The sequence below is a fragment of the Anaplasma capra genome, assembly GCF_025628805.1.
Lineage (GTDB): Bacteria > Pseudomonadota > Alphaproteobacteria > Rickettsiales > Anaplasmataceae > Anaplasma > Anaplasma capra.
This window is the reverse complement of record NZ_JAOTBG010000001.1, coordinates 128202-154280: the sequence shown is the minus strand read 5'-3', so window position 1 is coordinate 154280 and position 26079 is coordinate 128202. Positions and strand designations below refer to the sequence as shown.

The 26079-nt window shown below is 48.8% G+C and carries 25 protein-coding genes and 1 tRNA gene; 20 read left to right on the top strand and 6 right to left on the bottom strand.

The window, feature by feature from the left end; genetic code table 11:
• Positions 1-166: 166 nt before the first annotated feature.
• The 4 genes from OC187_RS00580 (at position 167) to pstB (ending at position 3266) form a co-directional block, all read left to right on the top strand.
• Positions 167-1063 carry a 4-hydroxybenzoate octaprenyltransferase gene (locus OC187_RS00580; RefSeq protein ID WP_263008484.1) on the top strand — a complete coding sequence of 299 codons (897 nt, stop codon included), beginning with the start codon at positions 167-169 and terminating at the stop codon, positions 1061-1063.
• A gap of 15 nt (positions 1064-1078) precedes the next feature.
• Positions 1079-1564 carry a flavin reductase family protein gene (locus OC187_RS00575; protein WP_262997885.1) on the top strand — a complete coding sequence of 162 codons (486 nt, stop codon included), beginning with the start codon at positions 1079-1081 and terminating at the stop codon, positions 1562-1564.
• A 158-nt stretch (positions 1565-1722) separates the two neighbouring features.
• A complete protein-coding gene (gene dapB / locus OC187_RS00570) occupies positions 1723-2502 on the top strand; it encodes a 4-hydroxy-tetrahydrodipicolinate reductase (RefSeq protein WP_317619004.1) in 780 nt (259 codons plus the stop codon).
• A gap of 5 nt (positions 2503-2507) precedes the next feature.
• Positions 2508-3266 carry a phosphate ABC transporter ATP-binding protein PstB gene (gene pstB, locus OC187_RS00565; protein WP_262997887.1) on the top strand — a complete coding sequence of 253 codons (759 nt, stop codon included), beginning with the start codon at positions 2508-2510 and terminating at the stop codon, positions 3264-3266.
• A 175-nt stretch (positions 3267-3441) separates the two neighbouring features.
• On the opposite strand, the gene tgt is transcribed toward pstB, so the two are convergent.
• Entirely contained in the window at positions 3442-4683 is a 1242-nt protein-coding gene (tgt, locus tag OC187_RS00560; RefSeq protein WP_262997888.1) for a tRNA guanosine(34) transglycosylase Tgt, read from the bottom strand.
• Positions 4684-4868: 185 nt separating this feature from the next.
• On the opposite strand from tgt, the gene rpmF reads away from it, so the two are divergent.
• Genes rpmF through OC187_RS00545 form a run of 3 tightly spaced genes read left to right on the top strand, consistent with a single transcriptional unit; the run spans position 4869 to position 7053 of the window.
• A complete protein-coding gene (gene rpmF, locus OC187_RS00555) occupies positions 4869-5045 on the top strand; it encodes a 50S ribosomal protein L32 (RefSeq protein WP_262997982.1) in 177 nt (58 codons plus the stop codon).
• 2 nt (positions 5046-5047) lie between these two features.
• Positions 5048-6088: a phosphate acyltransferase PlsX gene (plsX, locus tag OC187_RS00550; RefSeq protein ID WP_262997983.1), complete on the top strand. Its 1041-nt coding sequence runs from the start codon at positions 5048-5050 to the stop codon at positions 6086-6088.
• Entirely contained in the window at positions 6088-7053 is a 966-nt protein-coding gene (locus OC187_RS00545) for a beta-ketoacyl-ACP synthase III (protein ID WP_262997889.1), read from the top strand. Before plsX ends, OC187_RS00545 begins: the two co-directional genes overlap by 1 nt.
• A 53-nt stretch (positions 7054-7106) precedes the next feature.
• Here the strand turns inward: OC187_RS00545 and OC187_RS00540 are convergent, their stop codons facing one another.
• A complete protein-coding gene (locus OC187_RS00540) occupies positions 7107-7544 on the bottom strand; it encodes a nucleoside deaminase (protein WP_263008487.1) in 438 nt (145 codons plus the stop codon).
• Positions 7545-7724: 180 nt separating this feature from the next.
• Here OC187_RS00540 and OC187_RS00535 point away from each other — a divergent pair, with 180 nt between their 5' ends.
• The 3 genes from OC187_RS00535 (at position 7725) to OC187_RS00525 (ending at position 11076) form a co-directional block, all read left to right on the top strand.
• Positions 7725-8354 carry a hypothetical protein gene (locus OC187_RS00535; protein WP_262997890.1) on the top strand — a complete coding sequence of 210 codons (630 nt, stop codon included), beginning with the start codon at positions 7725-7727 and terminating at the stop codon, positions 8352-8354.
• A gap of 67 nt (positions 8355-8421) precedes the next feature.
• Entirely contained in the window at positions 8422-9870 is a 1449-nt protein-coding gene (locus tag OC187_RS00530; protein ID WP_262997985.1) for a replicative DNA helicase, read from the top strand.
• 126 nt (positions 9871-9996) lie between these two features.
• On the top strand, positions 9997-11076 hold the full coding sequence (locus OC187_RS00525) for an FAD-dependent oxidoreductase (protein ID WP_262997891.1): 1080 nt from the start codon (positions 9997-9999) through the stop codon (positions 11074-11076).
• A gap of 38 nt (positions 11077-11114) precedes the next feature.
• Here the strand turns inward: OC187_RS00525 and OC187_RS00520 are convergent, their stop codons facing one another.
• Both OC187_RS00520 and OC187_RS00515 read right to left on the bottom strand, forming a co-directional pair.
• Positions 11115-12047, bottom strand: a complete 933-nt coding sequence (locus OC187_RS00520) for an FKBP-type peptidyl-prolyl cis-trans isomerase (RefSeq protein ID WP_263008483.1) — start codon at positions 12045-12047, stop codon at positions 11115-11117.
• Positions 12044-12904: a polyprenyl synthetase family protein gene (locus OC187_RS00515; RefSeq protein WP_263008482.1), complete on the bottom strand. Its 861-nt coding sequence runs from the start codon at positions 12902-12904 to the stop codon at positions 12044-12046. The genes OC187_RS00520 and OC187_RS00515 overlap by 4 nt, the downstream gene beginning before the upstream one ends.
• Positions 12905-13233: 329 nt before the next feature.
• Between OC187_RS00515 and OC187_RS00510 the strand changes: the two genes are divergently transcribed.
• The 3 genes from OC187_RS00510 to ruvX all read left to right on the top strand — a co-directional run bounded on the left by OC187_RS00510 (position 13234) and on the right by ruvX (position 15815).
• A tRNA-Glu gene (locus OC187_RS00510) sits at positions 13234-13306 on the top strand.
• Between the two features lie 222 nt (positions 13307-13528).
• Positions 13529-15316 (top strand): ribonucleoside-diphosphate reductase subunit alpha, encoded by a 1788-nt coding sequence (locus OC187_RS00505; RefSeq protein ID WP_262997894.1) that lies wholly within the window; start codon positions 13529-13531, stop codon positions 15314-15316.
• A gap of 28 nt (positions 15317-15344) precedes the next feature.
• Entirely contained in the window at positions 15345-15815 is a 471-nt protein-coding gene (gene ruvX, locus OC187_RS00500) for a Holliday junction resolvase RuvX (protein WP_263008481.1), read from the top strand.
• A 102-nt stretch (positions 15816-15917) separates the two neighbouring features.
• Here the strand turns inward: ruvX and OC187_RS00495 are convergent, their stop codons facing one another.
• Positions 15918-17222, bottom strand: a complete 1305-nt coding sequence (locus OC187_RS00495; RefSeq protein WP_262997896.1) for an adenylosuccinate synthase — start codon at positions 17220-17222, stop codon at positions 15918-15920.
• 322 nt (positions 17223-17544) lie between these two features.
• Positions 17545-18186 (bottom strand): OmpA family protein, encoded by a 642-nt coding sequence (locus OC187_RS00490; RefSeq protein ID WP_263008480.1) that lies wholly within the window; start codon positions 18184-18186, stop codon positions 17545-17547.
• A 297-nt stretch (positions 18187-18483) separates the two neighbouring features.
• Here OC187_RS00490 and OC187_RS00485 point away from each other — a divergent pair, with 297 nt between their 5' ends.
• From OC187_RS00485 to OC187_RS00455, 7 genes are all read left to right on the top strand, one after another.
• Entirely contained in the window at positions 18484-19971 is a 1488-nt protein-coding gene (locus OC187_RS00485) for a gluzincin family metallopeptidase (RefSeq protein WP_262997986.1), read from the top strand.
• Positions 19972-19989: 18 nt separating this feature from the next.
• A complete protein-coding gene (gene tkt / locus OC187_RS00480) occupies positions 19990-21972 on the top strand; it encodes a transketolase (protein WP_262997898.1) in 1983 nt (660 codons plus the stop codon).
• Between the two features lie 19 nt (positions 21973-21991).
• Positions 21992-22246 (top strand): monovalent cation/H+ antiporter complex subunit F, encoded by a 255-nt coding sequence (locus OC187_RS00475; protein WP_262997899.1) that lies wholly within the window; start codon positions 21992-21994, stop codon positions 22244-22246.
• 7 nt (positions 22247-22253) lie between these two features.
• Positions 22254-22553, top strand: a complete 300-nt coding sequence (locus tag OC187_RS00470; RefSeq protein ID WP_262997900.1) for a monovalent cation/H(+) antiporter subunit G — start codon at positions 22254-22256, stop codon at positions 22551-22553.
• Positions 22554-23555: a Na(+)/H(+) antiporter subunit B gene (locus OC187_RS00465; RefSeq protein ID WP_262997901.1), complete on the top strand. Its 1002-nt coding sequence runs from the start codon at positions 22554-22556 to the stop codon at positions 23553-23555.
• Between the two features lie 78 nt (positions 23556-23633).
• On the top strand, positions 23634-23960 hold the full coding sequence (locus OC187_RS00460) for a cation:proton antiporter subunit C (RefSeq protein ID WP_262997902.1): 327 nt from the start codon (positions 23634-23636) through the stop codon (positions 23958-23960).
• 98 nt (positions 23961-24058) lie between these two features.
• On the top strand, positions 24059-25915 hold the full coding sequence (locus tag OC187_RS00455) for an Rne/Rng family ribonuclease (RefSeq protein WP_262997903.1): 1857 nt from the start codon (positions 24059-24061) through the stop codon (positions 25913-25915).
• The last annotated feature ends 164 nt before the right edge of the window (positions 25916-26079 follow it).

The following is a 26079-nucleotide window of genomic DNA, read 5'->3' as shown; positions in this document are numbered from 1 at the left end:
CCACTAAAGGGAGATGCTGGTAATGATTTCAGGTCCCATGACTTCGATTGGGATGAGTGAACCATGCCAATACTGGGCTTATGTGCCGATGGTTAATCTGTGCTTGAATGGTTAAGAGTTATGTAGTAGATGACCAAGGAGTCCGATTTGTGTGGTGGAGTAACCGATGTTATCAAGCAAAGCCAAAACCGTGGTTAAACGCTGCATTCCGTATTTTTTGTTAATGAGACTGCACAGTGCAGAGATATCTTTGCTTGCTGCCTTTCCAACTCTCGCCAGCATATCGCTCGCTTCTAACAGCGTGCCAAGAACCTTGTGGCTTTTTGTGCTCAGCACGGTTGGGGCGTTTGTTGTAAGGTCCGCTGGGGGCGTCATAAATGACATATTCGATAGAAAAATAGATGCAAAGGTAGAAAGGACAAAAAACAGGCCGCTGGCTTCTGGTAGCCTAACCGTTCCCCAGGCGCTGAAAGTGTTGTTGCTGCTTGTTGGGATTGCCCTGGGTATTCTACTCCTTACCAATGCTCTAACTTTTTACCTCAGCACCTTTTTTGCGGTCGGTATAGTGCTATACCCTCTTGCTAAAAGATATTTCTCATATCCGCAGTTTGCTTGTGGTCTTGTCTTCAATTGTGGAGTGTTGATAGGATCCGCTATGGCGGCAAACAAGCTAGTTTTGGGGTCTGTGCTCCTGTATATAGGGTGCGTGTTTTGGACCGCTGCTTATGACACCATATACGCACACCAAGATAAGCGGGGTGATGCGATTTTGGGTGTAGGTAGCGCGGCACTCGAACTTGGCAACAGCGGCACAGCGGCATTTTTAAAGAAGATGTATGTGCTTACTATTACCATGTGGATGTGTGCTGGGGTAGTATCCTCGTTGGGTGCCGCATATTACTTGTGCATGCTGGGAATTGCCGGCGTATTTTATTATCAGTATAGTAAGTCAGATTTTGACAGCCCGAGTAGATGCATGTATATGTTCAAAGTAAACATATACGTGGGACTTCTGCTTTTCCTGGGTGCCTTCCTGGGTAAAATGGGTGTCAGATTTTTGTAGGTTTTCCAGGTTCAAATGCGGCTGAGCGGTGTTTCTCCGGAGCTCTTTAAATCTTGTATGGGTAGATTCGCCACCGGTGTGACTGTGGTCACCACTGTTGATTGTCATGGTGTGATGCATGGGGTTACGGTGAGTTCGTTCAACTCTGTTTCCTTGAATCCGCCTCTGGTGCTGTTTTCCATTGAGAAGTCTTCCTCTAGATTCGGTGCGTTTAGCTCGTGCGCAAGGTTCATAGTGAATATTTTGGGCGAAAGCCAGGCAGATATTTCTGCGGATTTTGCCAATAGAAGCCGACACCACTGGGAAAACCACGATTTTGTGACGGTAGACGGCATGCCTGTCATAGGAGGTGCTATAACCTACTTGCACTGTGCCATGCATCATTTGTACGATGGTGGAGATCATAAGATTGTAGTTGGCGAAGTGCTGGACTGTAAGGCTCTTACTGATGAGGGGCCTCTGCTTTACTACCGAGGCGAGTATTGCGCATTGAATCGCTAAGTTGTATGGTTCGGGTATTTAAGTAGTGTACGTAATGCAGATATTGCATATGAGGGTCGAGTACGTCAATTGTTCCGGCCGCATTGCGCAGCTACAATTTGATTATTTGAAGTCTTTGACGATGAAAAGACGGTCTAAATGTGCCTAAGGTCTCTGTGGTGAAAATCGGTATAGTTGGTTGCTTGGGAAGGATGGGTCGCCTACTTGTGCAAGAAGTAGCAAGAACCGATGGTGTTGAACTCAGCGGTGGCGTCGTTAGGAAGGGGAGTGACCTTGTCGGTGCAGATATGGGGGAGGTCTTTGGTTGCGGCCATGGCGCTAAGATTACGGATTCCAAAGAATTTCTTTTTGATTTCTCTGATGTTGTTATTGATTTTAGTAGCCCTGAGTGTATGCTCGAGTGTGTGAGCATTGCCTCCAAGAAGTGTGTTCCGCTTGTAAGCGGGACTACAGGAATAGACGAAGGAGGGGTTTGCGGGCATGCCAAAGGGTTTCCGTTTTTGTGGTCGTGTAACATGAGTTTTGGAATTGCGTTGCTGCTGAAGCTGGCTGAAACTGCTGCGGCCAGCCTCCGTGGCTATGATGTGGAGATTCAGGAATTGCATCACAGATCGAAAAAGGACGCGCCCTCTGGAACAGCCCTAATGCTAGGTAAGGCTGCAGCAAGGGGTATGGAAGTGGAATTTGAGCCACATCAGCACGCCTTTGGTTTGGAAAGTCATGGACGGCGAGACAGTGCTGTAGGGTTTTCTGTTGCTAGGGGAGGAGAAGTGGTCGGCGATCATGCAGTTATGTTTCTGGGTGATGGTGATATCATAGAATTGAAGCATCGGGCGATTGATCGGGGGATTTTTGTGCGCGGCGCCATTAAGGCAGCGTGCTGGCTGGTCGGTAAGCCGGCGGGGGTGTATACCATGTTGGATGTATTAAGGGCGTAGTTCCAGTGTCGAAAGTGCATGCTGCAGTGGAAGGCCTAAATCTGTGGTATGGAAAGAAACAGATTTTGTTTGATATCAACCTAGATGTGCATAGAAGGGAGGTCACTGCATTAATAGGGCCATCTGGATGCGGCAAATCTACGTTTTTGCGGTGCTTTAACCGGATGAATGACTTTGTGCCGGATTGCAGAGTGGATGGCAAGATTGATATTGACGGGATGGATGTATACTCTCCCGGTACCAACGTTGTGCTACTGAGGACTAGAGTTGGTATGGTGTTTCAGAAGCCGAACCCATTTCCCAAATCCATATACGATAACATAGCTTATGGATCCAAACTACACGGACTGGCCAGAAACAGAAAGCGTCTTGATAGTATCGTGGAGGAAAGCTTGAGGAGCGTGGGCCTGTGGGATGAATTAGGGGGAAGACTTAAGGACAGCGCATGTAAGCTCTCTGGGGGTCAACAGCAGCGCTTGTGCATAGCTAGGGCCATTGCTGTTAGGCCCACGATACTACTAATGGACGAACCGTGTTCTGCGCTTGATCCTGTGGCTACGGGTGTCGTGGAGAATTTGATCAAAGAATTGAAAAAGAACTTCACCATAGTGCTGGTGACCCACTCTGTGAAGCAGGTGCGCAAGGTTTCGGACAAGGTTGCGTTTTTCTGTGATGGTAGGATAGTTGAATACAACACAACTAGAGAGGTTTTGAAAGCACCGAAGTCTGAGGAGGCGAAAAGATATCTGGCTGATCACCTATAGGTAGATCTTCCATAGCGCTTGTACTGTTCCGTCAGGCAACCCCTCTGTTTATATCAGTGTGCCTGGCTGCGCCCGCGATGTAGGGCTTTTTCCTGATCGTTTCGGGTGCGTGCTTGCCTTGTCCCTTCCTTGGGTCTGACTACAACGCACCACGTCTGGGTTTTATGCATTTAGGCTATGGAGCGGGACTCGCGTCTGATGTTCTACAGGTATTGGTCCAGTGTGCATATTCTTGCTCGAGAGTTCCTCCAGCTATTGCCCTTCTTATGAGCTGCATCAGGTTATTCATAAAATATACGTTGTGTGTTGTGAGTAGGGTATGCGCCAGTAGCTCTTTGGCCTTCAGCAAATGGTGTAGGTAGCCTCTAGAATGGTGCTTGCAGGTGTAGCAGCCGCAGTTCCCCTCTATGGGATCCAGGGAGTGCCTGAACTCTGAGTTGCGTAGATTTATGTATTCTTTGCCAGGTGTAGTTCTATTTTCGGGTTTTACTAGAGCAGCCCCGTGTCTGGCTATCCTAGTTGGGTATACACAGTCAAACGTGTCAACCCCACTGATAACTCCATGGAAAATGTCGCATATGTTGCCAATTCCGAGAAGATGCACTGGCCTATTTCTACTCAGCAGACTCGTAGTTAGAGAAACAGTATCGTACATCTGTTGTTTATGTGCTCCAAGTGACCCACCAATTGCATTGCCAAAGAATGGGAGATTGTTGACGAATTCACAGCTAACTTTTCTGAGATCACTATATACTCCACCCTGTGTTACGCAATATAACGCTTGGCTCCCATCTGCGGTTTTTTGAAATTCCTGCAATGACTGCAGTGCCCATCTATTGCTCATATGCATTGATTTTGCCGTGTATTCGTAACTAGTGTAAAAAGGTGTGCATTCGTCTAATACCACAACAAAATCGGCTCCCAACATGCGCTGGATTTGCATCGATTTTTCTGGGGTGAGACGAAGCACTTTTCCATCGATGTATGACCTGAAAGTTGCTCCGTCTTCATCTATTTCAATTAGTGAAGGATTGGTACGTCGCCGCCTGCCCTTCAGTTCTTCTGATACTGAGCCGTAGCTCAAGCTGAATATCTGGTACCCCCCAGAGTCAGTCAACATGGGTCCGCTCCAGCCGAGCATGCCGTGTAGTCCGCCCAATGAGGCCACCGTTTCTGCTCCTGGCTGTAACATGAGATGATAGGTGTTGGACAGTACTATCTGAGTACCACACTCCCTGACCGTTCTTATATCCAGTGACTTTACAGAAGCCTTTGTCGCGCAGAAGATGAAAGCAGGAGTGTACAACACACCGTGAGGAGTACTGATTACGCTGACCCTGGCCTTATTGTGTTCTAGTAGGACTTGGAAACTGAAATTTTTATACAATTTTTTGTACACGTATATGGGAAGTGCCATGGTAGGTCATTCACCAGTATTTCGCACTAAAAATTTGCCGTACTTCACTGCACATGCTTCAAGATAGCCTTGGTGCATGGTGTGCAGTGGTACCACATTTTAGAGTCTGCGCCCTGTTCAATAATACTGTTGCCAATATCGATTTTCTGAGCGATAATCCAGCCCGGGTAAACGAGGGCTATGCCATGGCTGTGCCAAAGAGAAAAAAATCAAAGTCGCGTCGAAATATGCACCGTTCACATTTAAGGCTGTCTGCCGCTAATGTTGTGGTTGACCCGACCACTGGGGAGTACAAACTGTCTCACCACGTGTGTCTGGGGGGGTACTACAATGGGAGGCAAGTAGCCAAGGCTAGAGGCTAGTAATCGTGACGCGCGGTGGCAACTGCATATCAATCGCACTTGACGCTATGGGTGGTGATTCCGGCCCAGAGGCCGTCATCAAAGGGGCGGATTTGGTCCTTTCCGGTGTGATCCCGTGTGAGTGTGATTTGCACCTGAGTATATACGGTAAAGAGAGTGCGGTGCTGCCAGTGCTTGGTGAATATAAGCTGGTTGAGAAGCACAGCGTTTTTATCGATGTTCCGGATGCGGTGTCTGCTGATGACAGGCCGTCTTTCGCGCTTAGGCACCGTAAAAAGTCAAGTATGTGGTGTGCTATAGAGGATATAAAGAAGGGTGTGGTGACCTCCGCGGTTTCTGCAGGGAATACCGGCGCTCTTATGGCGATATCTAGGTACCTTCTGGGTGTGCTGCAGGGGGTGGACCGTCCCGCTATTGCTGCTATCTTTCCTTCTAAGAAGAACGATTTTGTTGTGCTAGATCTGGGGGCCAATGCTGAATGCTCACCAGACGCGCTGTTTCAATTTGCAGTTATGGGTAGGGCGCTTGCGAGCTCTGTGCTGGGTATCGCAGATCCCAAGGTTGGATTGCTTAATATAGGGGCTGAGGAGATAAAGGGGACCTGTCTTGTGCGGGAGGCGTTCGCATTGATGCGTGACGCAAGGCCGAGCATTAACTTCTGCGGATATATTGAGGCAAAAGAAGCATTTGAGGGGACGGTGGATGTTGTGGTTACAGATGGTTTTTCTGGCAACATAATGTTGAAAACTTGCGAGGCAATTGCCGATCTGACGCTGCACATTCTCAGGGAAATGGTCCGCTCCTCTTTTTGGGGAAGGGCTGCCATGCGTGTTTTAGGTTCGGGATTCAAAAGGCGAGTTTATGGAAGCGCTGTCGACACAAGATCACGCAATGGCGCTATGCTGTTGGGCCTAAACGGTATTGTGGTCAAGAGCCACGGTTCTGCCGATGCTGTGGCCTTTGCTTACGCCATAAAGGCAGCTGCGTACGCAGTAGACCAGGGGATCATGGCGAAGATCGCTTCGGAAGCAAGCGGACATTGATGAGGGAGTCAGTTTTCTGTGGCGTGGGGGCCTTTTTGCCTGAGAAGATTGTCACAAATGACGATCTATCTCTCATAGTCGACACGACGGATGAGTGGATTTTCAGGAGAACCGGCATAAAACGCAGGCACATTATGGACGGGGATACCGTATCTGGTATGGCAATAAAGGCCGCTAAGATTGCCCTGGATGATTCGGGAATACCAACGGAAGAAATAGATCTCATAGTTGTTGCGACCTCAACTCCGGATAAGACAATGCCAAGCTGTGCCACAATGGTGCAGGGGGGGCTAGGCTGCAAGAACGCGGCTGCTTTTGATATTAATGCTGCCTGTTCGGGTTTTTTGTATGCTCTGTCGGTTGTGGATAGCATGATAAAGTCTGGGCAGGCGGATACTGTTTTGATAATAGGCTCTGAAGCCATGTCCAAGGTGATTGATTGGACTGACAGGTCTACATGTGTGCTGTTTGGTGATGGTGCTGGGGCATTTGTATTGAAAGGACGGGATGTTACTGTTGGGTCTGAAGCCGGAGTTGTGTGCACAGAGCTCCACTCTGATGGCATGCTTGGTGATGTGCTCTATACGGATGGCGGGGTTGGTACCACTGGTAAGGCAGGGCGCATATGCATGAAGGGTACTGTACTGTTTGAGCACGCAGTTATTAAGCTGTCTTCTGCGATTGCGGCATTGCTCGAAAGTCACTCCCTGGACATTAACTCGATTGATTGGTTTGTTCCTCACCAAGCCAATGTACGTATTGTTGACTTGGTGATTGACAGGCTTAAGTTTCCTAGGGAGAAGGTCATTTTGAGCATAGATGAGCATGCAAATACCTCGTCCGCTTCCATACCGCTTGCCATGTACAAGGCAAAGCAGCAAGGAAAAATCAAGAAAGGGAATCTAGTGCTGCTGGCCGCAGTAGGTGCAGGCCTCACGTGGGGTGCAAGCCTAATCAGATTGTAGGTCAGTTGTTGCCATTTCAGTAGACCGAGGGTTGGTTCGACGAGATATAAGCGCTATCGTAGCTTTTGGAAAAAGCTCCTCAATATTTCTGCGTTTTCCCTCTCACAAAGGCCGCCGTAGGTTTCGGGTATGTGGTTGCAAAACCTAAATACGCGGGCGCCGTGCTCTATTCCTCCGCATTTTACGTTGTAGGCGCCAAAATATAGCCTGCGGATTCTTGATAGAGATATTGCATAAGCGCACATAACACAGGGTTCGAGCGTCACGTACATGTCGCAGTTGTCTAGTACACGGGTTGAAAGATACGTGCAGGCTTCTCTAATGGCGAGCATTTCTGCATGCGCTGTCGGATCTGAGTCGTGAATAGTGAGGTTATGCTTACTAGATATAACAGTGCCGTCTCCGTGGACGACTACGGCACCCACGGGAACCTCGGCAGATGAGCGAACCGCCTCTTGCATTGCTAGCCTCATGTAAGAAAAGTTTGGCATATTTTGTGCGTAAAACTGGACTCTGAGAATATGTGAAGAGAAGCTACACGTAAAGGTGTGAAACATATACTATCGATTACCCTCTTCCTTACTTCGCAACAGCAGATGTGGCGGATACTTTGTGGTTCCGCTATGGTATGCTAGAATCCGGCTTCCTTGTCGTGTGTTGGTGTAAATACTATGATTAAGAGCCTGCTGAAAACCGTCCTCATACCTGTTGGCGTGCTCTCCTCTCTGTTGCTGTTTTTTAGGCCAGTAAGGAGGTGTGTAGCGAGCATTTTCTTGTGGCCATTTAAACAGTTGTTTAACCTCCTGCGCCGCGTTTGTCTGGCGGTTAGGGACTTTCTGTCTAAGGTTTGCACAATTATAAAAAAGGCTCTCAATGCCCTGCTGTCCGCTGTACGGAGCCTGATTTCTAGGCTTGTTTCTCTGTTCGATTTTGAGGCACCCGAGGTACCTGTGGAGAAGTCCGCAGACGACAACGGCATGGACGAGACTCTTACAGATCAAGAAAAGTATGAGCTTGAAAAAGAGGATAAGCTGCTGAAAAAGGATGTGCTATCTGCCAAGAAGTATAACGCTGAGGGTGTTGGATCAAGGTATGAAAGTGCAGCTCAAATTGTTGGAACTGCAGAGCCTATTGGTAAGTGGACCAGACTTGTGATGTCAGAGAGGCAGGAAAGTCTTGCTCGCCTGTTTAGCTCAGGCGCCAGACTTGGGGATTCTGACGAACTTCCCAATGGATTCTGGCAAATGTTTGTTCGCCTGCCTAGCAGGTTCCAGGGTAAGTACATGGCAAGGTCTAGGTAGCTGGACGACTGGGTTTGCAGCGTGATCCTCTGGTGATATAATCCTCGGGGTGTTTTCAGGATTTGCAGTGCAGGACTTAAAGGAGAGCGGCCCCCTGAGCGCTATAGGTGGTCTGCCTAGCAACATTGAGGCCGAGCAGATGCTCATAGGTGCAATGTTAAGGGATAACAGAATCTGTGACGCTTTGGAGGATATAATAAGCGCGGACGTGTTTTTTGATCCCCTACACGGGCGTATTTTTGACCAAGTTGTTAAAATTAATCGTCGTGGCCTTGCTGCCAACGAGATTAGCCTGAAAATGTTTTTTGATAATGACGAAGCGTTAATTGAATGCGGTGGTGCGGAGTATTTGGCCAAAATTGCCGCAAAGGCTAGCGTGGTGTTTGACATAAGGAGTGTGGCCCAAGTTGTATTCGATGCACATTTACGGCGCTGCTTGATTGCTTTTGGCAATGATGTGGTGGGCAACGCATATAACTATGACTCCGATAATCCTTCAGAGCAACAGATAGAAGATGCCGCGCAGCGACTGTTTTTGTTGGGTAGCAAGGGCAGGGCTGACAGGAATTATCACAAATTTTCAATACTGTTGGAGGATGTGAGGAAGAAGATTGAGGCTGCCAAAGGTGGGACGGGTGGCCTTCAGGGAGTGTCTGTAGGCCTCAAGGATCTGGACCAGTTACTAAATGGGCTACAGAATTCTGACCTGATAGTCGTGGCTGCGCGTCCCTCCATGGGGAAGACAGCTCTAGCCCTTAACATGGCTTTAAGCGCCTGCAAGTCACTTAAAGGTGAAGGGAAAAGCGTTGGATTCTTCTCGCTTGAAATGTCTGCAGAACACATAGCTTCAAGGATCATATCAATAGAGTCTGAGATCAGCTCCTACAAAGCCCTATCAGGTAAGATAAGCAGTGGGGACCTAAACCAAGTTCTGAAGGCTAGTGCAAGGATATGCGACCTTCCGCTTATCGTTGATGATTCTTCCGTTTTGTCAATTAGTGGTCTCAGGACCAGGATCAGAAGAATGCACCAATTATACAACGTGGGAGTGGTATTTGTGGACTATTTGCAGTTGATAAAAGGTACTACAAAGAGGAGCGGAGAGAATAGGGTGCAGGAGGTTTCTGAAGTTACTCAAGGCTTGAAAGCAATAGCAAAAGAACTAAACGTTCCGTTAGTGGCCCTATCGCAGCTCTCGAGGCTTGTTGAACAGCGTGACGATAAGAAACCCCAGCTGTCTGACCTGCGCGACTCAGGAAGCATAGAACAGGATGCCGATGTGGTGATGTTTCTGTACAGGGAAGAGTACTATGAACTCAGGAAACAACCGGCAGAGGGGACTGCTAAGCACGCTGAATGGCAGATGAAGATGAACTCCATCAGTAATGTTGCTGATGTGCTTGTATCAAAGCAGAGGAACGGCCCTATAGGAAACATAAGGCTCTTTTTCGAGCCGGAAAAGGGAAAGTTCAGAGATTATACAGCGCGCTACTGTGGCGTTTATGGGGAGGGCTAGTACGGCTATGCGGTGAGCCTCGCCTATTCTAGTTCTAGTAAAGTTAGCCTTGGTTACTGGTAGTCTAGGGCGCAACTGCGCTTGTGATCGTTTCTTATTGTTAAGCTCGAATTCGAGAGTGATGTTATGGTAAAAACTGCGGGAATAGCGGGTGCCGGACTAATGGGCAGGCTATTGGCCCTAGGGTTGCTGAAAGACGGGTGGGCAGTATCGATTTTTGATCGGGATGACAGGCGTGGCAGGCGGAGTTGCGGGTTCATTGCAGGTGGTATGCTGTCTTTATACTCAGAGGCGGAGACCATAGGGGATTTGACTATACAGTTAGGCCATAGATCCATGGAATTATGGCCCGAAATTCTTCATTCTGTGGGTGCGAGTGAGTGCTTAAAAGTTTTAGGGAGCGTAATTGTTGCTCATTCTGGTGATTTGCAGGAACTGGAGAGAATTCGCGATATTATCAGGCGAAAATTCCCCGATATTTTCGGTAATTTAAGCATTACAGATGAAGTGCATGTGTTAGAACGAGGTCTGTCGGTCAAACATGGTGTGTACATTCAGGGTGAGGGGTGCATCGATAGCATGCAGCTTTTTTCTCGTCTAGAGGCTGCCATTACCCGTATGGGAGCGCGGTGGTTTGCTGATACAAGCGCAGATGCAGTTGTATCTAGGGTGATATTGGCAAATGGACAAAAGCATGTTTTCGATGTTGTGTTTGACTGCAGAGGCATTGGCGCCAGAAGAGATATTCCCGGCTTGAGAGGAGTTAGAGGTGAAGGTATGCTACTCTACGCTCCGGAGGTTGTTATCAGTCGCCCGGTTCGCATGGTGCATCCAAGGTACAGTGTGTATATAGTACCCAGGCTTGGGGGCAAGTTCATGATTGGTGCGACAGAAATTGAAAGCTGCGATTTTTCCGAGGTATCAGTTAAATCTGCGCTTGAATTGCTATCAGCTGTGTACTCAGTTCACAAAGGTTTTGCAGAGGCTAGAGTGCTCGGTATGGCATCCGCGTGTAGACCGGCATTTTCTGATAATCTTCCGAGAATTATGGCTGAGGATGGGATGGTAAGAATTAACGGCCTGTACAGGCACGGATACCTAAGCGCCCCCGCAATAGTGGAAGAAGTGGTAAGAATGCTACGATGCGGCGACGCGCGCTACCCAAAGCTCCATATTGGATGCACTGCAGGTAGCGCTGGTTTGTAGAACAACCAGTCGGCGGTGGCGCCCGTGCTGTGTATAACTCAATTGCCCGTGGCGGGGGCTTTGTGTGTAACCTGCGCATCTATTATTTTGACGCCGTGCTTGTCCACACTTCCGTCAAAATCGGATAAGAGCTCTGGCGGCACTATAATCGACCTGCGATTATCCGACCTTAGGCCTATTATCCCCAGCTCCAGCACAATCGGCACACTCCTGGATCCTATGGTAAAGTCAACCACACGATCCTGAACTAACACTTCCCCTCGCACGTCCTTTACTGTGTATGTAACCGACACCTTATCTCCGCAGCGAGCCACAGCGACAGTGCCTCCCCCATAGTTGGGGTCTTCCTTGTCAAACAGCATCAAATTCCTTATGCTTCTCGCTTCGGGCACTTCGTCATCTACGGATGTGAGTTGCACATAATAGCTTCCGGAGTTCCTCCCCGACGTCACCGTTACTACCCTACTACCGTTGTGCCTCATACCGGTCAGGGCGTAGTTCAGCTCCCCAATCTCATGCGACCCGAGCTTAAAACTTATGGGTCTTATGTTACCGCCAATTTTCCTTGCGGCCTGTAGCGGGTCTGCCATCTCCTCGTCTTCCATAGGGAAATGAAAAACCATGGCCGAAACGCTTTGTCCACATAGCACTTCGCGCCCCTCGCCCTCTTCGATATCAAGTAAACGAAAATTCTCCCTCAGCGGTGCCGCGGATGCAACATCACGCAAGTACTTTTCTAACCCTTGCTCACTTATGTATCGGTCAATTCTGGCTTCTATTATTGGCCGCAGTATAAGAGCCCCTATCTTGTATGCGGGGCTGTCACTGTCAATGACTGAAATTGTGTAGGGCTTTTTCCCCTTTTGTTCGGTAGAGTTAAGGACAATACCCGTGGACAATGCCTTAACAAGCAACCCAAGCACAGAAAAAACCGCCAGCACACACAACATGCGATATGCTATACTCTTCATACGCCTAAGTTTTCTACGAATACAACAAGATCACTCAGCACGGTAACGTCGCCTGGTAGCTTTTCCAAATGTTTTTCACACCTGCGCAGCAAGCCATCCACATAATCCAGAGTTCCCGCCGTTCCAAGGACATGTGCCACGCTTCCAAAGGAGCACGCACGGTCCTCTTCAGCATCACTCAGATCATCCTTCGCTTGGAACGCACAACCCAGCGCGGTCCCGTATTCTGCCAACGCTGCCCTCTCCTCCGGGGAGGCTCCCCCCAAGACTGCTCCAGCCTCACAGGCGGCAGAAAACAGCCTCGCGGTTTTTAACTCATGTATCCTCCTAATCTTCTCAAACGACATCGAGGAACGCGCTTCTATGTCAAGCATCTGCCCGGCGACCATGCCACAGCACCCGCACGCTTTGGAGAGCAGCTCTATGATTTCGCACCTCACAACACACCTCTCATTCATGGCCGACAATAGCTCAAAGGTAAGCGTAAGTAAAGCATCTCCCGTCAACACAGCAACTGCCTCCCCAAATTTTGTGTGGCAGCTCTCCCTTCCGCGTCTGGTGGGGGAGTTATCCATAGAGGGCAGATCGTCATGTGTCAGTGAGTATGTGTGCACAACTTCAATAGCAGCACCTAGTGGCAGCGTCCTCTCCGTGCTGACGCCGAAAATTTGTGCAGATATGCTGGCCAGAAAAGAGCGTATGCACTTCCCCGGATTTGATATTGTATAGCTCAAAGCACTGCACAAGACCGACGAAGGGCAATCAGTTTCTGTGGGCGTCAGGCGCACAAGTTCTTTTTGCACGAGCAGAGAAAAATCTTTTACTCGTTGTTGTATGTAGTCACGACTGTGGCGCATTACTTAGTGCGTATAACCCCGACCTTTCCGCCATATATACAGGAGTTTGCTTTCACTTCCCAGGTTTTTTACTTGAGCGCATTTACCACTTTATGGAACTCGTTCATGTTGCGTGTTTCGCAACTTATAGTATTTCCGTGGTGGGTAATATGTGCCTGGCCCTGTGTATGGACTAACTATTTTTTACGTAGAATTTGTGCTTTACAGATCTACTTATAGGTGTAAATTGCGACTTGTTTTGCAAGTTTTTGGTGTTGTTTATGGAGCTAGCTATCGTAGGAATTTTGTTTGACTGCTACGGTGTCGATGATTATATATGGGTCTGCTGTGACTCCCTCGTCTAGTGGTCCAGGACCCCACCCTTTCACGGTGGTAACGCGGGTTCGACTCCCGTGGGAGTCGCTTGTACACCAGATGTGGCACGGGTGTTTCTAGGGTTTTGTGGTTAGGTCCACAGGGTTTCTTTAACGATTGGTTACCGGGGCGGGCTTTTGCCCTTTTTATTAACCATGGGCACTATGCATAGTACCGTATTTGTTGATATAGGTACTATATGTGTTTTAAGGCGGAGTTTTTGCCGCTTTTCGGAGTTTGGATGTTAACTAATTGTAGGAGGTAGACAAGGTGTCACCGATTGTTGTCGACTGTACCAGAGATAACAACCTAACTAGCTTTGGCAAGGCGGTGCTGTCTGATAGGTATCTGCTGGATAATGAGAACTATCAGCAGCTTTTTGTGCGAGTTGCACAGTGTTATTCCGATAATGACGAGCACGCTCAGCGGCTTTACGATTACATGAGCAAGTTGTGGTTTATGCCAGCTACTCCGATACTTAGTAATGGGGGAACTAGCAGAGGGTTGCCGATCTCGTGTTTTCTTAATGAGACCGAAGATAGCCTCGTTGGTATAGTGAATTTATGGAATGAGAATGTGTGGCTGGCGTCCCGTGGTGGCGGCATAGGAAGTTATTGGGGTAATCTTCGCTCTATTGGGGAAAAGGTTAGAAGTAGTGGTAAGACTTCGGGTATTATTCCCTTCATAGTCGTGCAAAACGCGTTGACTTTAGCCATAAGTCAAGGTTCTTTGCGCAGGGGTAGCTCTGCTGTGTACTTACCTGTTGGCCATCCGGAAATAGAGGAGTTTTTGGATATTAGAAAGCCCACGGGCGGTGATCCGAATAGGAAGGCACTGAACATCCATCATGGGGTTCTGCTGACCGATGGGTTTATGAGGGCTGTAGAGCGGGATGAACCCTGGGATCTGGTTAGCCCCAAGGACAAATGCGTTGTCTCCACTGTGAGGGCGAGGGACCTGTGGGTCAAAATTTTAACCACTAGGGTTGAGACGGGAGAGCCGTACATGGTGTTTGTGGATACTGTAAATAGGCACAAACCAGACATATATAAGGAGCTTGGGTTAGAGGTGAAGATGTCTAACCTGTGCACCGAGATTACTCTTGCCACGGGGGAGGATCACCTGGGGAAATCTAGAACCGCGATTTGCTGCCTTGCGTCCCTGAACCTGGAGTACTATGACGTGTGGAGCACGGAGCCCCTCTTCGTAGAAGACGTTATGAGGTTTTTGGACAATGTGCTGGCGGATTTCATCAACAAGGCTCCGAAGGAGATTGAGCGCGCAAGATATGCTGCGATGCGGGAGCGTAGTATTGGAGTAGGGGTTATGGGATTCCACTCATTCCTGCAAAGCAAGATGGTGCCGTTTGAGTCATTCGCTGCTTCGGTGTGGAATAAGAAGATTTTTGCACATTTAAAAGCTCAGGCGGATGAGGTTTCCCGTAAGCTAGCACTCGAAAAGGGGGCGTGTCCTGATGCGGTGGATGCAAACAAAATGGAGCGGTTTGTACACAAACTTTCCGTTGCTCCTACGGCTTCCATCTCCATCATTTCGGGCAGTACCTCCCCCGGGATAGAGCCGTATGCTGCGAATGTGTTCACTCACAAGACTCTTACCGGCTCTTTTGTAGTGCGCAACAAATTTTTGCGGCGGCTGCTGGAGTCTAAGGGTCTAGATAACGATCAGGTTTGGTCTTCCATTTCCACCAACGAAGGTTCCGTGCAGCATTTAGACTTTCTTACCGAGCAAGAAAAGCTTGTCTTCAGGACTGCTTATGAGATGGACCAGCGCTGGATTGTTGAGCACAGTAGTGACAGGGCCCCGTATATATGCCAAGCCCAGTCGGTCAATATATTTCTTCCTGCTGGTGTGCACAAGCGGTACTTACACAAGATACACTTTTTGGCCTGGAAGAAGGGTGTGAAAAGCCTGTACTATCTGAGGTCAAAATCGGTGCAGAAGGCTGATAAGGTGTCTCATGTTCACGTTGGGCAGGCAGTTTCTCCGCAACGGCAGATTACAAACTTTGACTATGACGAGTGCCTGGCGTGCCAGTAGTGCCTGGTGGAGCGGAGCTAAATAGACGGTGTTGTGCGTGGATGTTGAGAGTTTTTTCAGGATACTGGGCGGGGATAGAAAGATTCTAGGACTAGATTTCGGTGAAAGAACGCTCGGCATTGCTGTAAGTGATTGCACTGGGACTATTGCGATGCCGCACAGCGTGTATATTAGGAGAAATATTAGGCAGGACCTGGGGGAGCTGAACGCTATTCTAAAGAGAGAGGGTATCCGCGCAGTGGTTGCTGGTTTGCCGCTGCAGCTTGATGGCACAGAGGGGGAGATGTGTGCCGCGGTTAGGGTCTTCGTTCAAAAGCTCATAAAGAAGTCCGGAGTTTATGTGTATTTACGTGATGAGAGGTACACGACTGCGATGGCCAGCAGAGCAACTGAGAGCCTTGGATTACGTAGGAGAGCATCTCAAAAGATAGACGATAAGATAGCTGCTACTCTCATCTTACAGCAGGTACTGGATATGGCAAAGTGGTTAGGAATATAAGAATCACGCGGTAGGTTCGGGTCTCGCCGTCGTGCCTATTGCAGCGGCCGTTGCTCCAAACATGGTGAGACCGTGTATTTTCTCCACATAGCTTGTAAAGTGTTACACGGTACGTGCGCTGTGCGAGGATGGGCTCATCTGCACTATGTGATCTCTATCCGGCCCCGTGGACACCAGGCTTACTGGCACCCCCACCAGCTCTTCCAGCCTGCTTATGTACGACATGGCATTATCTGGTAAATCACTGCGGGAAACAGCGCCCAACGTGCTTGTGCGCCATCCCGGCATAACCTCGTACACCGGTTCCAACTTACTCTGTATGTGGGAAGCTGCGGGTAGGTAGCTGTATGAGCGCTCACCGCACTTGTACCCGACGCACACCTTTATCTCGCCTATCGTGTCTAGGACATCGAGTTTTGTCAGTACCATTTCCGAAGCTCCAGAAGACAGGGCGGCTTGCCGTACAGATACCGCATCGAACCACCCACACCTTCTCCTTCTATTGCTCACAGTTCCTACTTCCCTTCCCAGCTCAAACATTATGTCACCAACTGCTCCGGTTTGTTCCGTGGCAAAGGGGCCGTTACCGACCCTAGTGGTGTACGCTTTTGCAAGTCCGAGTACTCGCACGTTTCCCAGGAGACCTACCCCACATCCTATGTGTACATAACTCGCCATTGTATTACTAGATGTGACGTAGGGATATGTTCCGTGGTCAACATCAAGCAATGCACCTTGTGCTCCCTCAAACAGCACGGTCTTACCCTGCTTTATCAGGTTGCTGATTATTTCTTGCACAGGTTTCATGAAAGGTAAAACCTCTGGCGCTATATTCATCAGCTCGCTCATGATCTCGTTCGGAGAGATCTCTGGCCGATTCGTAGCCTTTCTGAGCAAATTGTGGTGGGATAGTAGGCACAGTACTTTGTTATACAGCGATCCCTCGTCCAGTAAGTCACACAGCCTTATGGCCCTGCGGCCGACTTTGTCTTCGTAACACGGGCCAATCCCCATACAGGTTGTGCCTATGGCCTCATCCCCTCGCATTTCCTCCATTATAGAATCCGTTGCCCTGTGTACGCTAAGGACGAGCGGGCATGATTCCGACAAAGACAGGTTGTCCGGGTTTAGATCTATGTTACTCGCTCTCAAGCTTCCTATCTCCCGAACGAACGCGTAGGGGTCTAGGGCGACTCCACTTCCGATTATAGATAACTTATTCTTCCTAAGAACTGAGGACGGTAGGAGGTTCAACTTGTATACCTTCCCATCCGTGACTATAGTATGTCCAGCATTGTTTCCTCCCTGAAATCTAACTACCGCGTCTGCGTCTACAGAGAGCCAGTCTGCAATTTTGCCCTTGCCTTCATCCCCCCACTGCAGCCCGACTACTACTATGCTTGCCATCTATTGCCCGCGAAAATCCCTGGTCAAGCTAGCAAAATACAGAAACGGTGTCAACACTGTTAAGGCACACAACGCCCCTGTGCTGGATCACAAGAGGCACGCAACTCCTAAAGCCTGTAACCCTGCGCCCGCCCCGTGGGGGCTGTGCGGGAGACGGAGCGCGAGGCTCCGTACAGCGGCCCAGCAGGGCAGCACACCTTTCCCACGCAAGCTCCAGCCCCTTTCGTCTCAGATAACTGCCAACTGTTCTAACTGCCTACCCACTATTTCCTGCAGCAGAAGAACCGCTACATCTGGGTAGGCCCAAAGCTTTTTTATTTCTCTACAGTACAGTGTTGTCGTCCTGCTCTTCTCCAGGACTTTCCTCTACTTGCTCGTCAGCAGGTGCCTGGGCACCTTCGGAACTGCTGTTGTCAGCGGTTGATTCCTCGCCCGGCGAGCTCTTCCCGCTTCCAAAGCTGAAGGGCCACCTGGTTGTTTTCCTTAGAGGTGCCTCCTGGTGCTCCATAACGAGCACGACCCTACGGTTTTGCGCGTGCGCCTTCTCGGCCTCTTTGAAGTCGCTTGAGTATACGAGAATCTCCGGCTCCGCCTTACCCCTGGACTGAGTGAATATTCTGGGGGACAAAGACCTGTCGCACCCTACCAAGAACTCCTTGACAGCGTTCGCCCTTCTCTCGCCGAGTGCAAGATTGTACTCTTCAGTGCCTCTCGAGTCGGTATGGCCAACGATCAGCAGAGTAGACCCCTTATCCGCCTTCATCCGCTCCACTAGGCTCAGCAATACCTTCTTACCCGAACCTCTTATTTCGTATTTATTAAAGTCAAAATAAACCTTTTCTACTCCCCCTGCGCTGAAGGACACTCCGCCGACGTCTATACCTACCTTCTCTTTGCTAAAAAGGTGGCAACCAGTCACTGTGAGCAACGCCAAAAAGCACAAAGGCAACCAACGATGCGGCATAGCAAAACCTCCCCTACACTTGAATTCAGCTGCGATGGCCGCTGACTGAAAAATCCCACTGCGTCAAATCATTGCCTAAAACCACATCAAGTCAAGAAAAATAATTTATCCAATTTAGTTGATTTATTATGGCTTTCGCTGCGATGTATGCTAAATTTAACGCGTGTCCGCCCACTATGTGTATGGTGCTCCCGACTTGTTTTTTGAAGTATGTTTGTGGGTAGATGTCTCAGTCGTTGTCGTTCTGGTGCTACGTGCTCTGATGGCGGCTGGGGGTGAGTTTCGGTTATTGTGGTTATGAGACATTATAGATTCTTGGAGCAAGTGTTTGCCAAGGTGCGCCACTTGAGTGATGCGACCAGGGTCCTCTACTTTGACGACTCAGACTTTGACGACAGGGTGAGTAGGGTGTGCACCCTGAGAGAGGTTGTGCAGGAAATCGTCGATAGCGAAATGGTTTCGGAAGCTATTAATTCCGCGCTCGCGAACAAAGGGCAGCTTGGGGACTGGGAAGTCGCCAACCTGCACTGCATGCATAGGATGTACAAGCATTTTAAGGGGCTGCCGGTGGATCTCATGTGTAGCTTGACTAGGGCTACGGCTGCTTGTAGGGCGAAGTGGATGCTGTTCTACCGAGGTGATGAGCCTGCGCGTAGCGTGCTTGAGTGCCTTTCTGACGTTGTGAAGCTATCTTCGGATGTGGCTGCCATAAGAGCTGGAAATTTAGGGGCTGCGAGTAAGTATGATGTCATGCTTGGTGCTTACGATGGGGATCTTACTACAAAGAAGATGGATGAGGTTTTCACCGATATGGGGGCGTTTTTCCGTCAGTTTGCGGGAGAAGTCATGGATAAGCAAAGCAACAATGAGCCTTATCCCCTAAAAGTTGTCGCCGTTGACAAGCAGGTGGCTTTGCATAGGCATATAGCCGATGCTATGGGAGGAGGGCTCCCCGAGGTTGTGTGCTCACGCATGCAAATGGGTGTGCTGAGCGAGGAAGGAGTTGTGTGCAGCGTGCAGCAGGGGGACGTCGACGATTGTGGGGAGTGCGACTACAGATTTGCCTTGAGAGATGCATTGGAAAATGCTGGGAAGTTCTTGTACTGTTCAAATTTGCCCCAGAAGTGGAAACACCAGCCGGTGGGTGGCTGTTCTGGGAGTGTGATGTACGAAGCCCAGGGGGCTCTGATGTCCTACCACATATTCAGGGATAGGGGGTTCATTGCATTTATGCTTCCAGCTATGAAGAAGCTCTTCTCCCTCAGAGGCAAGGCTGCTGATGTTGATAATATTTATTCATACTTTACCGAAGTTCGGCCGAGTATGCTACTTGGGAAGTCTGATGAAGTAAGCTCTCTTGCGCACATTATGCTGCGCTATGCACTGGAAAAAGAGATAATAAATGACAATCTAAAGGTTAGTGATTTACCGGATGCATGGGCACAGGGAATGAGATACTATTTTGACTCCGTGCCCTCTGACGACAGGGAAGGGTTTATGCAGGATGATTTCTGGGTAAGCGGGATTTTTGGTTACATGCCATGCAAAGTAATGGCGTCTATTGCTGCGGCTCAAATTTTTTCTGCAATTAAAAACAACAAGGTCGATGTTTGTAGCGGGCTAGAACACGGCGATTTTTCCGGGATTATTGCCTGGCTCAACAAGCATATATACTCTCATGGGGGGAGGTATAGTAGCACTACACTGCTGAAGAAGATTACTGGGAAACGAGTCGATGTGGATGCATACAAGAATTATCTCATCGGCAGGTACCTAAGTATGTGAGCTGTCTGGTAACCCACGATGGAACACAACTCATACCGAGTTATGGCAAACGCAGTCAGACTTCTGTCTGTAGATGCTATACAGAGTGCTGCCTCTGGACATCCTGGAATGCCCTTGGGTATGGCTGACGTGGCGACCGTGTTGTTTGCGAAATTTTTGCGATTCAGCGTTGATCATCCTTCCTGGTTTGACAGAGATAGGCTTGTTCTTTCCAATGGGCACGGCTCTATGCTCATGTATTCGATAATGCACCTACTTGGGTATATCAGCATCGATGATATAAAAAACTTTAGGCAGCTGCATTCCGTAACTCCCGGCCACCCAGAATACGGGTGTACTGTGGGAGTTGATGTGACCACAGGCCCCTTGGGACAGGGTCTCGGGTGTTCAGTGGGTCTTGCTATTGCTGAACGCATGTTCTCGCAGCGGTTTGGCGCAGATTTTATCAATCACTATACGTATGCCATGGTCGGTGATGGGTGCCTTATGGAGGGGATTAGTCACGAAGCTGCGTCTTTGGCAGGCCATCTGGGCCTGGACCACCTGATTGTATTGTTTGATGATAACGGGATTTCGATAGACGGTAGCACCAGCCTGTCAACTTCCGATGACATACGCGCCAGATTTTCTTCTTATGGTTGGGGCGTTTGGGAGGTTGATGGACATGACTTTGGTGAAATCGAATGTGCCATTAAAGCTGCCAGGGAGTCGGAAGGCAAGCCATCCATAATTTGCTGCAAAACGGTAATAGGGAAGTTCATGCCCTCTAAGGAGAATACATCCGCTGCACACAGCTGGCCGTTTTCTCCAGAGGATGCCCAAGCGTTCCGAGATGCCATTGGGTGGAAGGGTGAAAGATTTGAAGTTTCTGAAGAGGCCCGGGTTTTGTGGGGCGAGGTAAGGTTGAAAGCTGAACGAGAGTACAGCCTGTGGATTGAGAAGTTTGCGGATTGTGAGGGGTACAAAACGCTTAATGAGATGCTCTCGGATGACATACCGAATGGCGTGATGGATGCGCTAGACGCGCTCAAGAGCTCCTTTTGTGAAATGCGTCCTTCGGAAGCGACCAGAAAGTCTTTTGGTAGGATTCTGGAACTCTTGGTGGCAAGAATGCAAAAGCTCGTCGGTGGATCATCCGACCTTACCTCTTCCAATAATACAAAGGTATCCTCCATGAAGGTGATAAGCGCCGCAAATTTTAATGCGTCCTATGTGCACTACGGGGTGAGGGAGCATGCGATGGCAGCATGTATGAATGGAATGGCACTTCACGGTGGTGTAATACCCTATGGAGGGACGTTTTTAGTTTTTTCTGATTATTGTAGACCTGCAATAAGATTGTCTGCGCTTATGGGGGTACAGGTTATATATGTCATGACTCATGACTCTATAGGTGTTGGGGAAGATGGCCCAACGCATCAGCCTATAGAGCACCTTGCCTCTTTACGCGCCATACCTAACTTGTATGTTTTCAGGCCTGCGGATGCAGTTGAGGTGTTGGAATGTTGGGAGATTGCACTCGGGCTCACTAAATCCCCCTCGTTGTTCGCATTGTCAAGGCAGAGTGTGAACTTTAACCGCGCCAGCTATTCCCGAGAGAACCTGTCCAGTAGGGGTGCATACATTGTGAGAGAGCATGATGGGAGCCTGGATGTGACCATTTTTGCAACGGGTTCCGAAGTAGATGTGGCACTGGGTGCAAGGGAAATTCTGCAGGGTAGGGGAGTTGGTGTAAGGGTGATTTCCATGCCCTGCTGGCGCATATTTGATGAGCAAGATTCAGGGTATATTTTAAGTTTGTTAGATAACAAAAGCTTGAAGGTGGCTGTGGAAGCCGCGTGCTCTCTAGGGTGGCACAAGTATCTTGGTGAGGGTGGCATATTCATAGGGCTTGACAGGTTCGGTGCATCCGGTAAGTGTGAGGACCTGTATAGGTATTTTGGGGTGACTAAGGAGAATGTAGCTGACACGGTCTTGGCAAGGTTGCATTACGAAGTATAACTGGGGGTGGAGGTCGGCTTTGCTTGTTTTTTCAATTTTTGTGCTGATCGCGTGTATGTCGGCGATGCTGTACAGGGTTGTTGTGGCGGAAAATGTGTGCGATAAGGCAATCTCGGCCAGCGTGTTCAATGCTTGTGGAACGGCGCTTATTATGGCTTTGGGTGTTTTAATGGATGCACAGCTGTTTTTCATAGATGTGTCTTTGGTATATGCGTGTGTAGGGCTTGTGTCTGCTGTGGGGCTTGCCAGGTTTATTATGTCTGACCGGAGGTAAAAGGCTAATGATTCCGCTACTGGGACTGGCGACTCTGAGTGCTGGGATTTTTTTCATGATTATATCGACTGTAGGAGTAATTAAGCTTCCAGATTTTTGTTCCAGAGTTCATGCTGCGGGGATTGCTGACTCTGTGGGTGTTGCGCTTGTGTTGCTTGGTCTAGCCATGCAGTGCGAGTTGTCCGTATTTACGATAAAGGTTTTGGTGCTGATTTTGCTTTCGTGGATCACGTCTACAACCGCGTGCAACGCCGTTGTATACGCATTTGACTTCATAGCAAATGCTGATAATAGGAACGGTGATTAGATGTTCTTCGATACGGCAGTAGCAGTAAACTGGATACTTTTGCTTTTTCTGGCTATATCGGCGACTTCGGTTGCACTGTGCGAAAATCTGTTGACGAACACTATTGTCATGTGTGTTTTTAGTCTGACAATGGCAACCTCTCATCTAGTTATGTCAGCTCCGGATGTTGCCATAACTGAGGCCGCCGTGGGAGCTGGGTTGAGCACCCTAATAACTTTTATCGTGCTCTCTCGCCTGGGGTGTGGTGTCAGCGCCAAGTTAGAGGGTGTGTGGGGCAGCTGTGGCATAATTAGGCTGCTACTAGCGATATCAGCCTCGCTATTTATGTTTTCTATGTTAGTGTATGCTGCTCTGGATTTACCCGAATTTGGTAATCAAATTTCTCCGGCAAACTCCCAAGCAGCTGTCTACCTAAAGAACACTAATAGTTACGTGGGAATTCCAAATGTGGTCACAGCGATTCTAGCAAGTTTCCGTGGGTACGATACCATGTGTGAGACGTTAGTCGTGTTCACAGCCGCCATGTGCGTATCTTTGTTGCTTGATAAGGGTAAAGTCACAATGGTGGAGAAAAAGGTTCATGTACTAGGTGAAAATCCTGCGTTACGCTACGCGGTGACCGTAATGTTTCCTGTGATTATGCTGTACGGTCTGTACGTGCAAATTCACGGTGACTACAGCCCCGGGGGCGGATTTCAGGGTGGAGTTATAGTTGCATCTGCGTTAATTCTTTACTCAATTGTGTTTGGCAACGCTGCCGTCGCAAGGGTTGTACCGGTCTCTCTTCTAAAGATTATGGCAGCTGTTGGGTTGCTGCTGTACTTTGCTACGGGAGCAGCTTCCATGTTTCTTGGAAAAAACTTCCTGTCTTACTTTTTTGCAATTTTTGATTCAGTCTCCGAACAGAAGCTTGGCATATTTGTTGTTGAGCTAGGTGTTGGGTTAGTGGTATGCGGCTCTATGGTCAGCATTTATTTTGATTTTGCATCGCAGGAAAAATAGATATACACTGGCTAGTCCGTGGCTTGTATGTTGTCCGGCGTACGGTCGTCGTTGGGTATGCAACACAGGGGGAGCTGAGTGTTCTTCTTTTTATCGCATTTGAACTATGTTGCGTTCGCCCTTTTGATGGCAGTTGGCCTGTTTACTGTTGTTGTGACTAGTAGCCGTGTGAAAAAGTTGATGGGCTTGGGTGTTTTTCAAACCTCCGTTTTGCTGTTTTATATTTCTTTGGGATATGTGGGGGGCGCAAAGGCGCCCATACTATCAGGGCAGGAGGGTGATGTGTTGTATAGTAATCCGCTGCCCAGTGTTTTGATGCTCACCGCTATAGTGGTGGGCATGGCTACTATGGCGGTTGGCTTTGCTATGATTGTGAGAGTGGAGGGAAAGGCCACCGAGGTTTAAACCTGGTCTGTTGCCTCTTTGTCGGTGGTAGTGCAATGCGCGCCGTTCTATGCCGCGGGTTGAATGATTTCGGGTGTTATTGAGTGTTGTGAGGTTCTGTGTCTAATGATAATAGTGGAAAAAGAATATTGGTTGATGCCGCGTGTGTTGATGAGGTAAGGGTTGCGGTACTCGACGGAGGTAGGGTGGTCGAGTTTGACCAAGAGTTAAGAGATAAAAAGCAGCTCCGCGGCAACATTTATTATGCGGTGGTGAAGCGTATAGAGCCGTCCCTCCAGGCTGTGTTTATAGAGTATGGGATAAGTAAGCACGGGTTTCTGCCGTTTTCGGAAATCTCTGTCGATCACTATCAGCTTCCTGCGGAAGAGAAAGACGCCCTTCTACAGAGTATGTACGGTGACGGCCAGGATGATGAGCTGATTGAGGATGCTGCGTCACCAGATGAGGAAGGGGCTCCTGGCGCTGCCTGCAAGCCCGCTTCTGATGATCGCCCCAGCAGGAAGGATTCCGCTTCCAAGGCTGGCAGGTCCAAGTCTTCCTTGCACAAGATGTATAAAGTGCAGGACGTGATCAAGGTGGATCAGAAGCTTATGGTCCAGATCATTAAGGAAGAGCGCGGGAACAAATGTGCGACCTTTTCCACCTACATAGCGCTTGTAGGGAGGTATTGTATCTTCATGCCGAATGCGGGGAATAAGAACAGCGGAATATCGCGGCGCATAGAAGACTGTGATGATAGGAAGAATTTGAAGGAAGTGCTAAATTCCATCAAGCTTCCGAAGGAATCTGGCGTCATCATAAGAACTGCTGGCAGCAATAGAAGCCAAAAAGAGATAGAGCAGGATTTGTCTTACCTGCAATCTATTTGGCAGGAGATAAGCGATAACTGTGCGAATATTGAACCGCCCGTGCTGTTATACGTGGAAGCCAACATAATAAAGAGGATGCTGAGGGACTTTTGTGATGAGACGACACATGATGTAGTAGTCGCTGGTAATCGGGCATTCAGCTTGGTGAAAGAATATGCGAAGTCCATGTTCAGAAACAAGCTCCGGATCCGGATGTACAAGGGAAGTGTGCCGATTTTTACACACTATAGAGTTGACTCCCAGGTACTTGAGTTATACAGCGACAAGATCTGCCTTCCATCTGGGGGGTATCTTGTTATCACACCGACTGAGGCGTTGATTTCTATAGATGTGAACTCAGGTAAAATGACTGGTGAAGATAGTATAGAGGAGACTGCTTACAAAACCAATATGGAAGCGGTTCAGGAGATTGCCCGCCAGGTAAATCTTCGGGGGCTGTCTGGCCTTATAGTCATTGACTTCATAGACATGCTCAGGTACAGGTACTGCAGAGCTGTTGAGGCTGAGGTTAGGGAAGCGTTTAAAAACGATAAGGCTAAGATTCAGTTTGGATACATAAGTGCTTTTGGTCTGATGGAGATATCCAGACAGCGGATCAAGCAAAGTATACTTGACACAAGTACAGTTCAGTGTGCGCACTGTAAAGGGGTTGGTAGGGTCAGATCACCGGAGTCTATTGCTGCAGATATACTAAGAAGTGTACGATACTTTGCCCATAAGAACCGCGAGAAAATAATTTCCATTTCGACCGGGCATGGGGTCCTGGCGTACCTGTTTAACCACAAACGTAAACATGTCTGCGACATAGAGACTGAGTTTAAAGTTCTTATAAAACTCAGCGTAGATGAAACCCTTGGCTCAAGCTTCAATATACATGCTGAGAAGGGCTACAATGCGATTCTGAGTGAGGAGCTCATGGAGCCGCCAGCAGCGGCTGACTTACCAGAGGTTGCTGAGAGCAGAGCGAAGGGATGCGAAATCTCGAGTGCGAGGGAGGGAGTGCAGGCAACATCCTCCGCTCCTGAGCAGTCTGGCAGTACGTGGGTAAAGAAGTGGTTGTCTCGCATGTTTGTAGATATACCTTAGACATTGCTTCACAACCTATTTCCTGCCAGTTTCACTGGCCGCCATCGTAGAAATTCTCGGGTTATATGTCGTATCTTCCCGTGTTACCCGCCTCCTTCAAGTAAAACAGTGTTGCTCTTCATATATTTTTTGGCTTGTTGGAGAGGAGGGGTTGTAATTTGAAG

Excerpts from the sequence above, each read along its gene's own strand:
- OC187_RS00575 (WP_262997885.1), top strand. The coding sequence starts at position 1,079 with ATGCGGCTGAGCGGTGTTTCTCCGGAGCTCTTTAAATCTTGTATGGGT.
- tgt (WP_262997888.1), bottom strand. The coding sequence starts at position 4,683 with ATGGCACTTCCCATATACGTGTACAAAAAATTGTATAAAAATTTCAGT.
- tkt (WP_262997898.1), top strand. The coding sequence starts at position 19,990 with ATGGAACACAACTCATACCGAGTTATGGCAAACGCAGTCAGACTTCTG.
- rpmF (WP_262997982.1), top strand. The coding sequence starts at position 4,869 with ATGGCTGTGCCAAAGAGAAAAAAATCAAAGTCGCGTCGAAATATGCAC.
- OC187_RS00490 (WP_263008480.1), bottom strand. The coding sequence starts at position 18,186 with ATGCCGCATCGTTGGTTGCCTTTGTGCTTTTTGGCGTTGCTCACAGTG.
- OC187_RS00525 (WP_262997891.1), top strand. The coding sequence starts at position 9,997 with ATGGTAAAAACTGCGGGAATAGCGGGTGCCGGACTAATGGGCAGGCTA.
- OC187_RS00520 (WP_263008483.1), bottom strand. The coding sequence starts at position 12,047 with ATGAAGAGTATAGCATATCGCATGTTGTGTGTGCTGGCGGTTTTTTCT.
- OC187_RS00485 (WP_262997986.1), top strand. The coding sequence starts at position 18,484 with ATGAGACATTATAGATTCTTGGAGCAAGTGTTTGCCAAGGTGCGCCAC.
- OC187_RS00545 (WP_262997889.1), top strand. The coding sequence starts at position 6,088 with ATGAGGGAGTCAGTTTTCTGTGGCGTGGGGGCCTTTTTGCCTGAGAAG.
- OC187_RS00495 (WP_262997896.1), bottom strand. The coding sequence starts at position 17,222 with ATGGCAAGCATAGTAGTAGTCGGGCTGCAGTGGGGGGATGAAGGCAAG.
- OC187_RS00465 (WP_262997901.1), top strand. The coding sequence starts at position 22,554 with ATGTTCTTCGATACGGCAGTAGCAGTAAACTGGATACTTTTGCTTTTT.
- OC187_RS00540 (WP_263008487.1), bottom strand. The coding sequence starts at position 7,544 with ATGCCAAACTTTTCTTACATGAGGCTAGCAATGCAAGAGGCGGTTCGC.
- OC187_RS00535 (WP_262997890.1), top strand. The coding sequence starts at position 7,725 with ATGATTAAGAGCCTGCTGAAAACCGTCCTCATACCTGTTGGCGTGCTC.
- OC187_RS00515 (WP_263008482.1), bottom strand. The coding sequence starts at position 12,904 with ATGCGCCACAGTCGTGACTACATACAACAACGAGTAAAAGATTTTTCT.
- OC187_RS00470 (WP_262997900.1), top strand. The coding sequence starts at position 22,254 with ATGATTCCGCTACTGGGACTGGCGACTCTGAGTGCTGGGATTTTTTTC.
- OC187_RS00580 (WP_263008484.1), top strand. The coding sequence starts at position 167 with ATGTTATCAAGCAAAGCCAAAACCGTGGTTAAACGCTGCATTCCGTAT.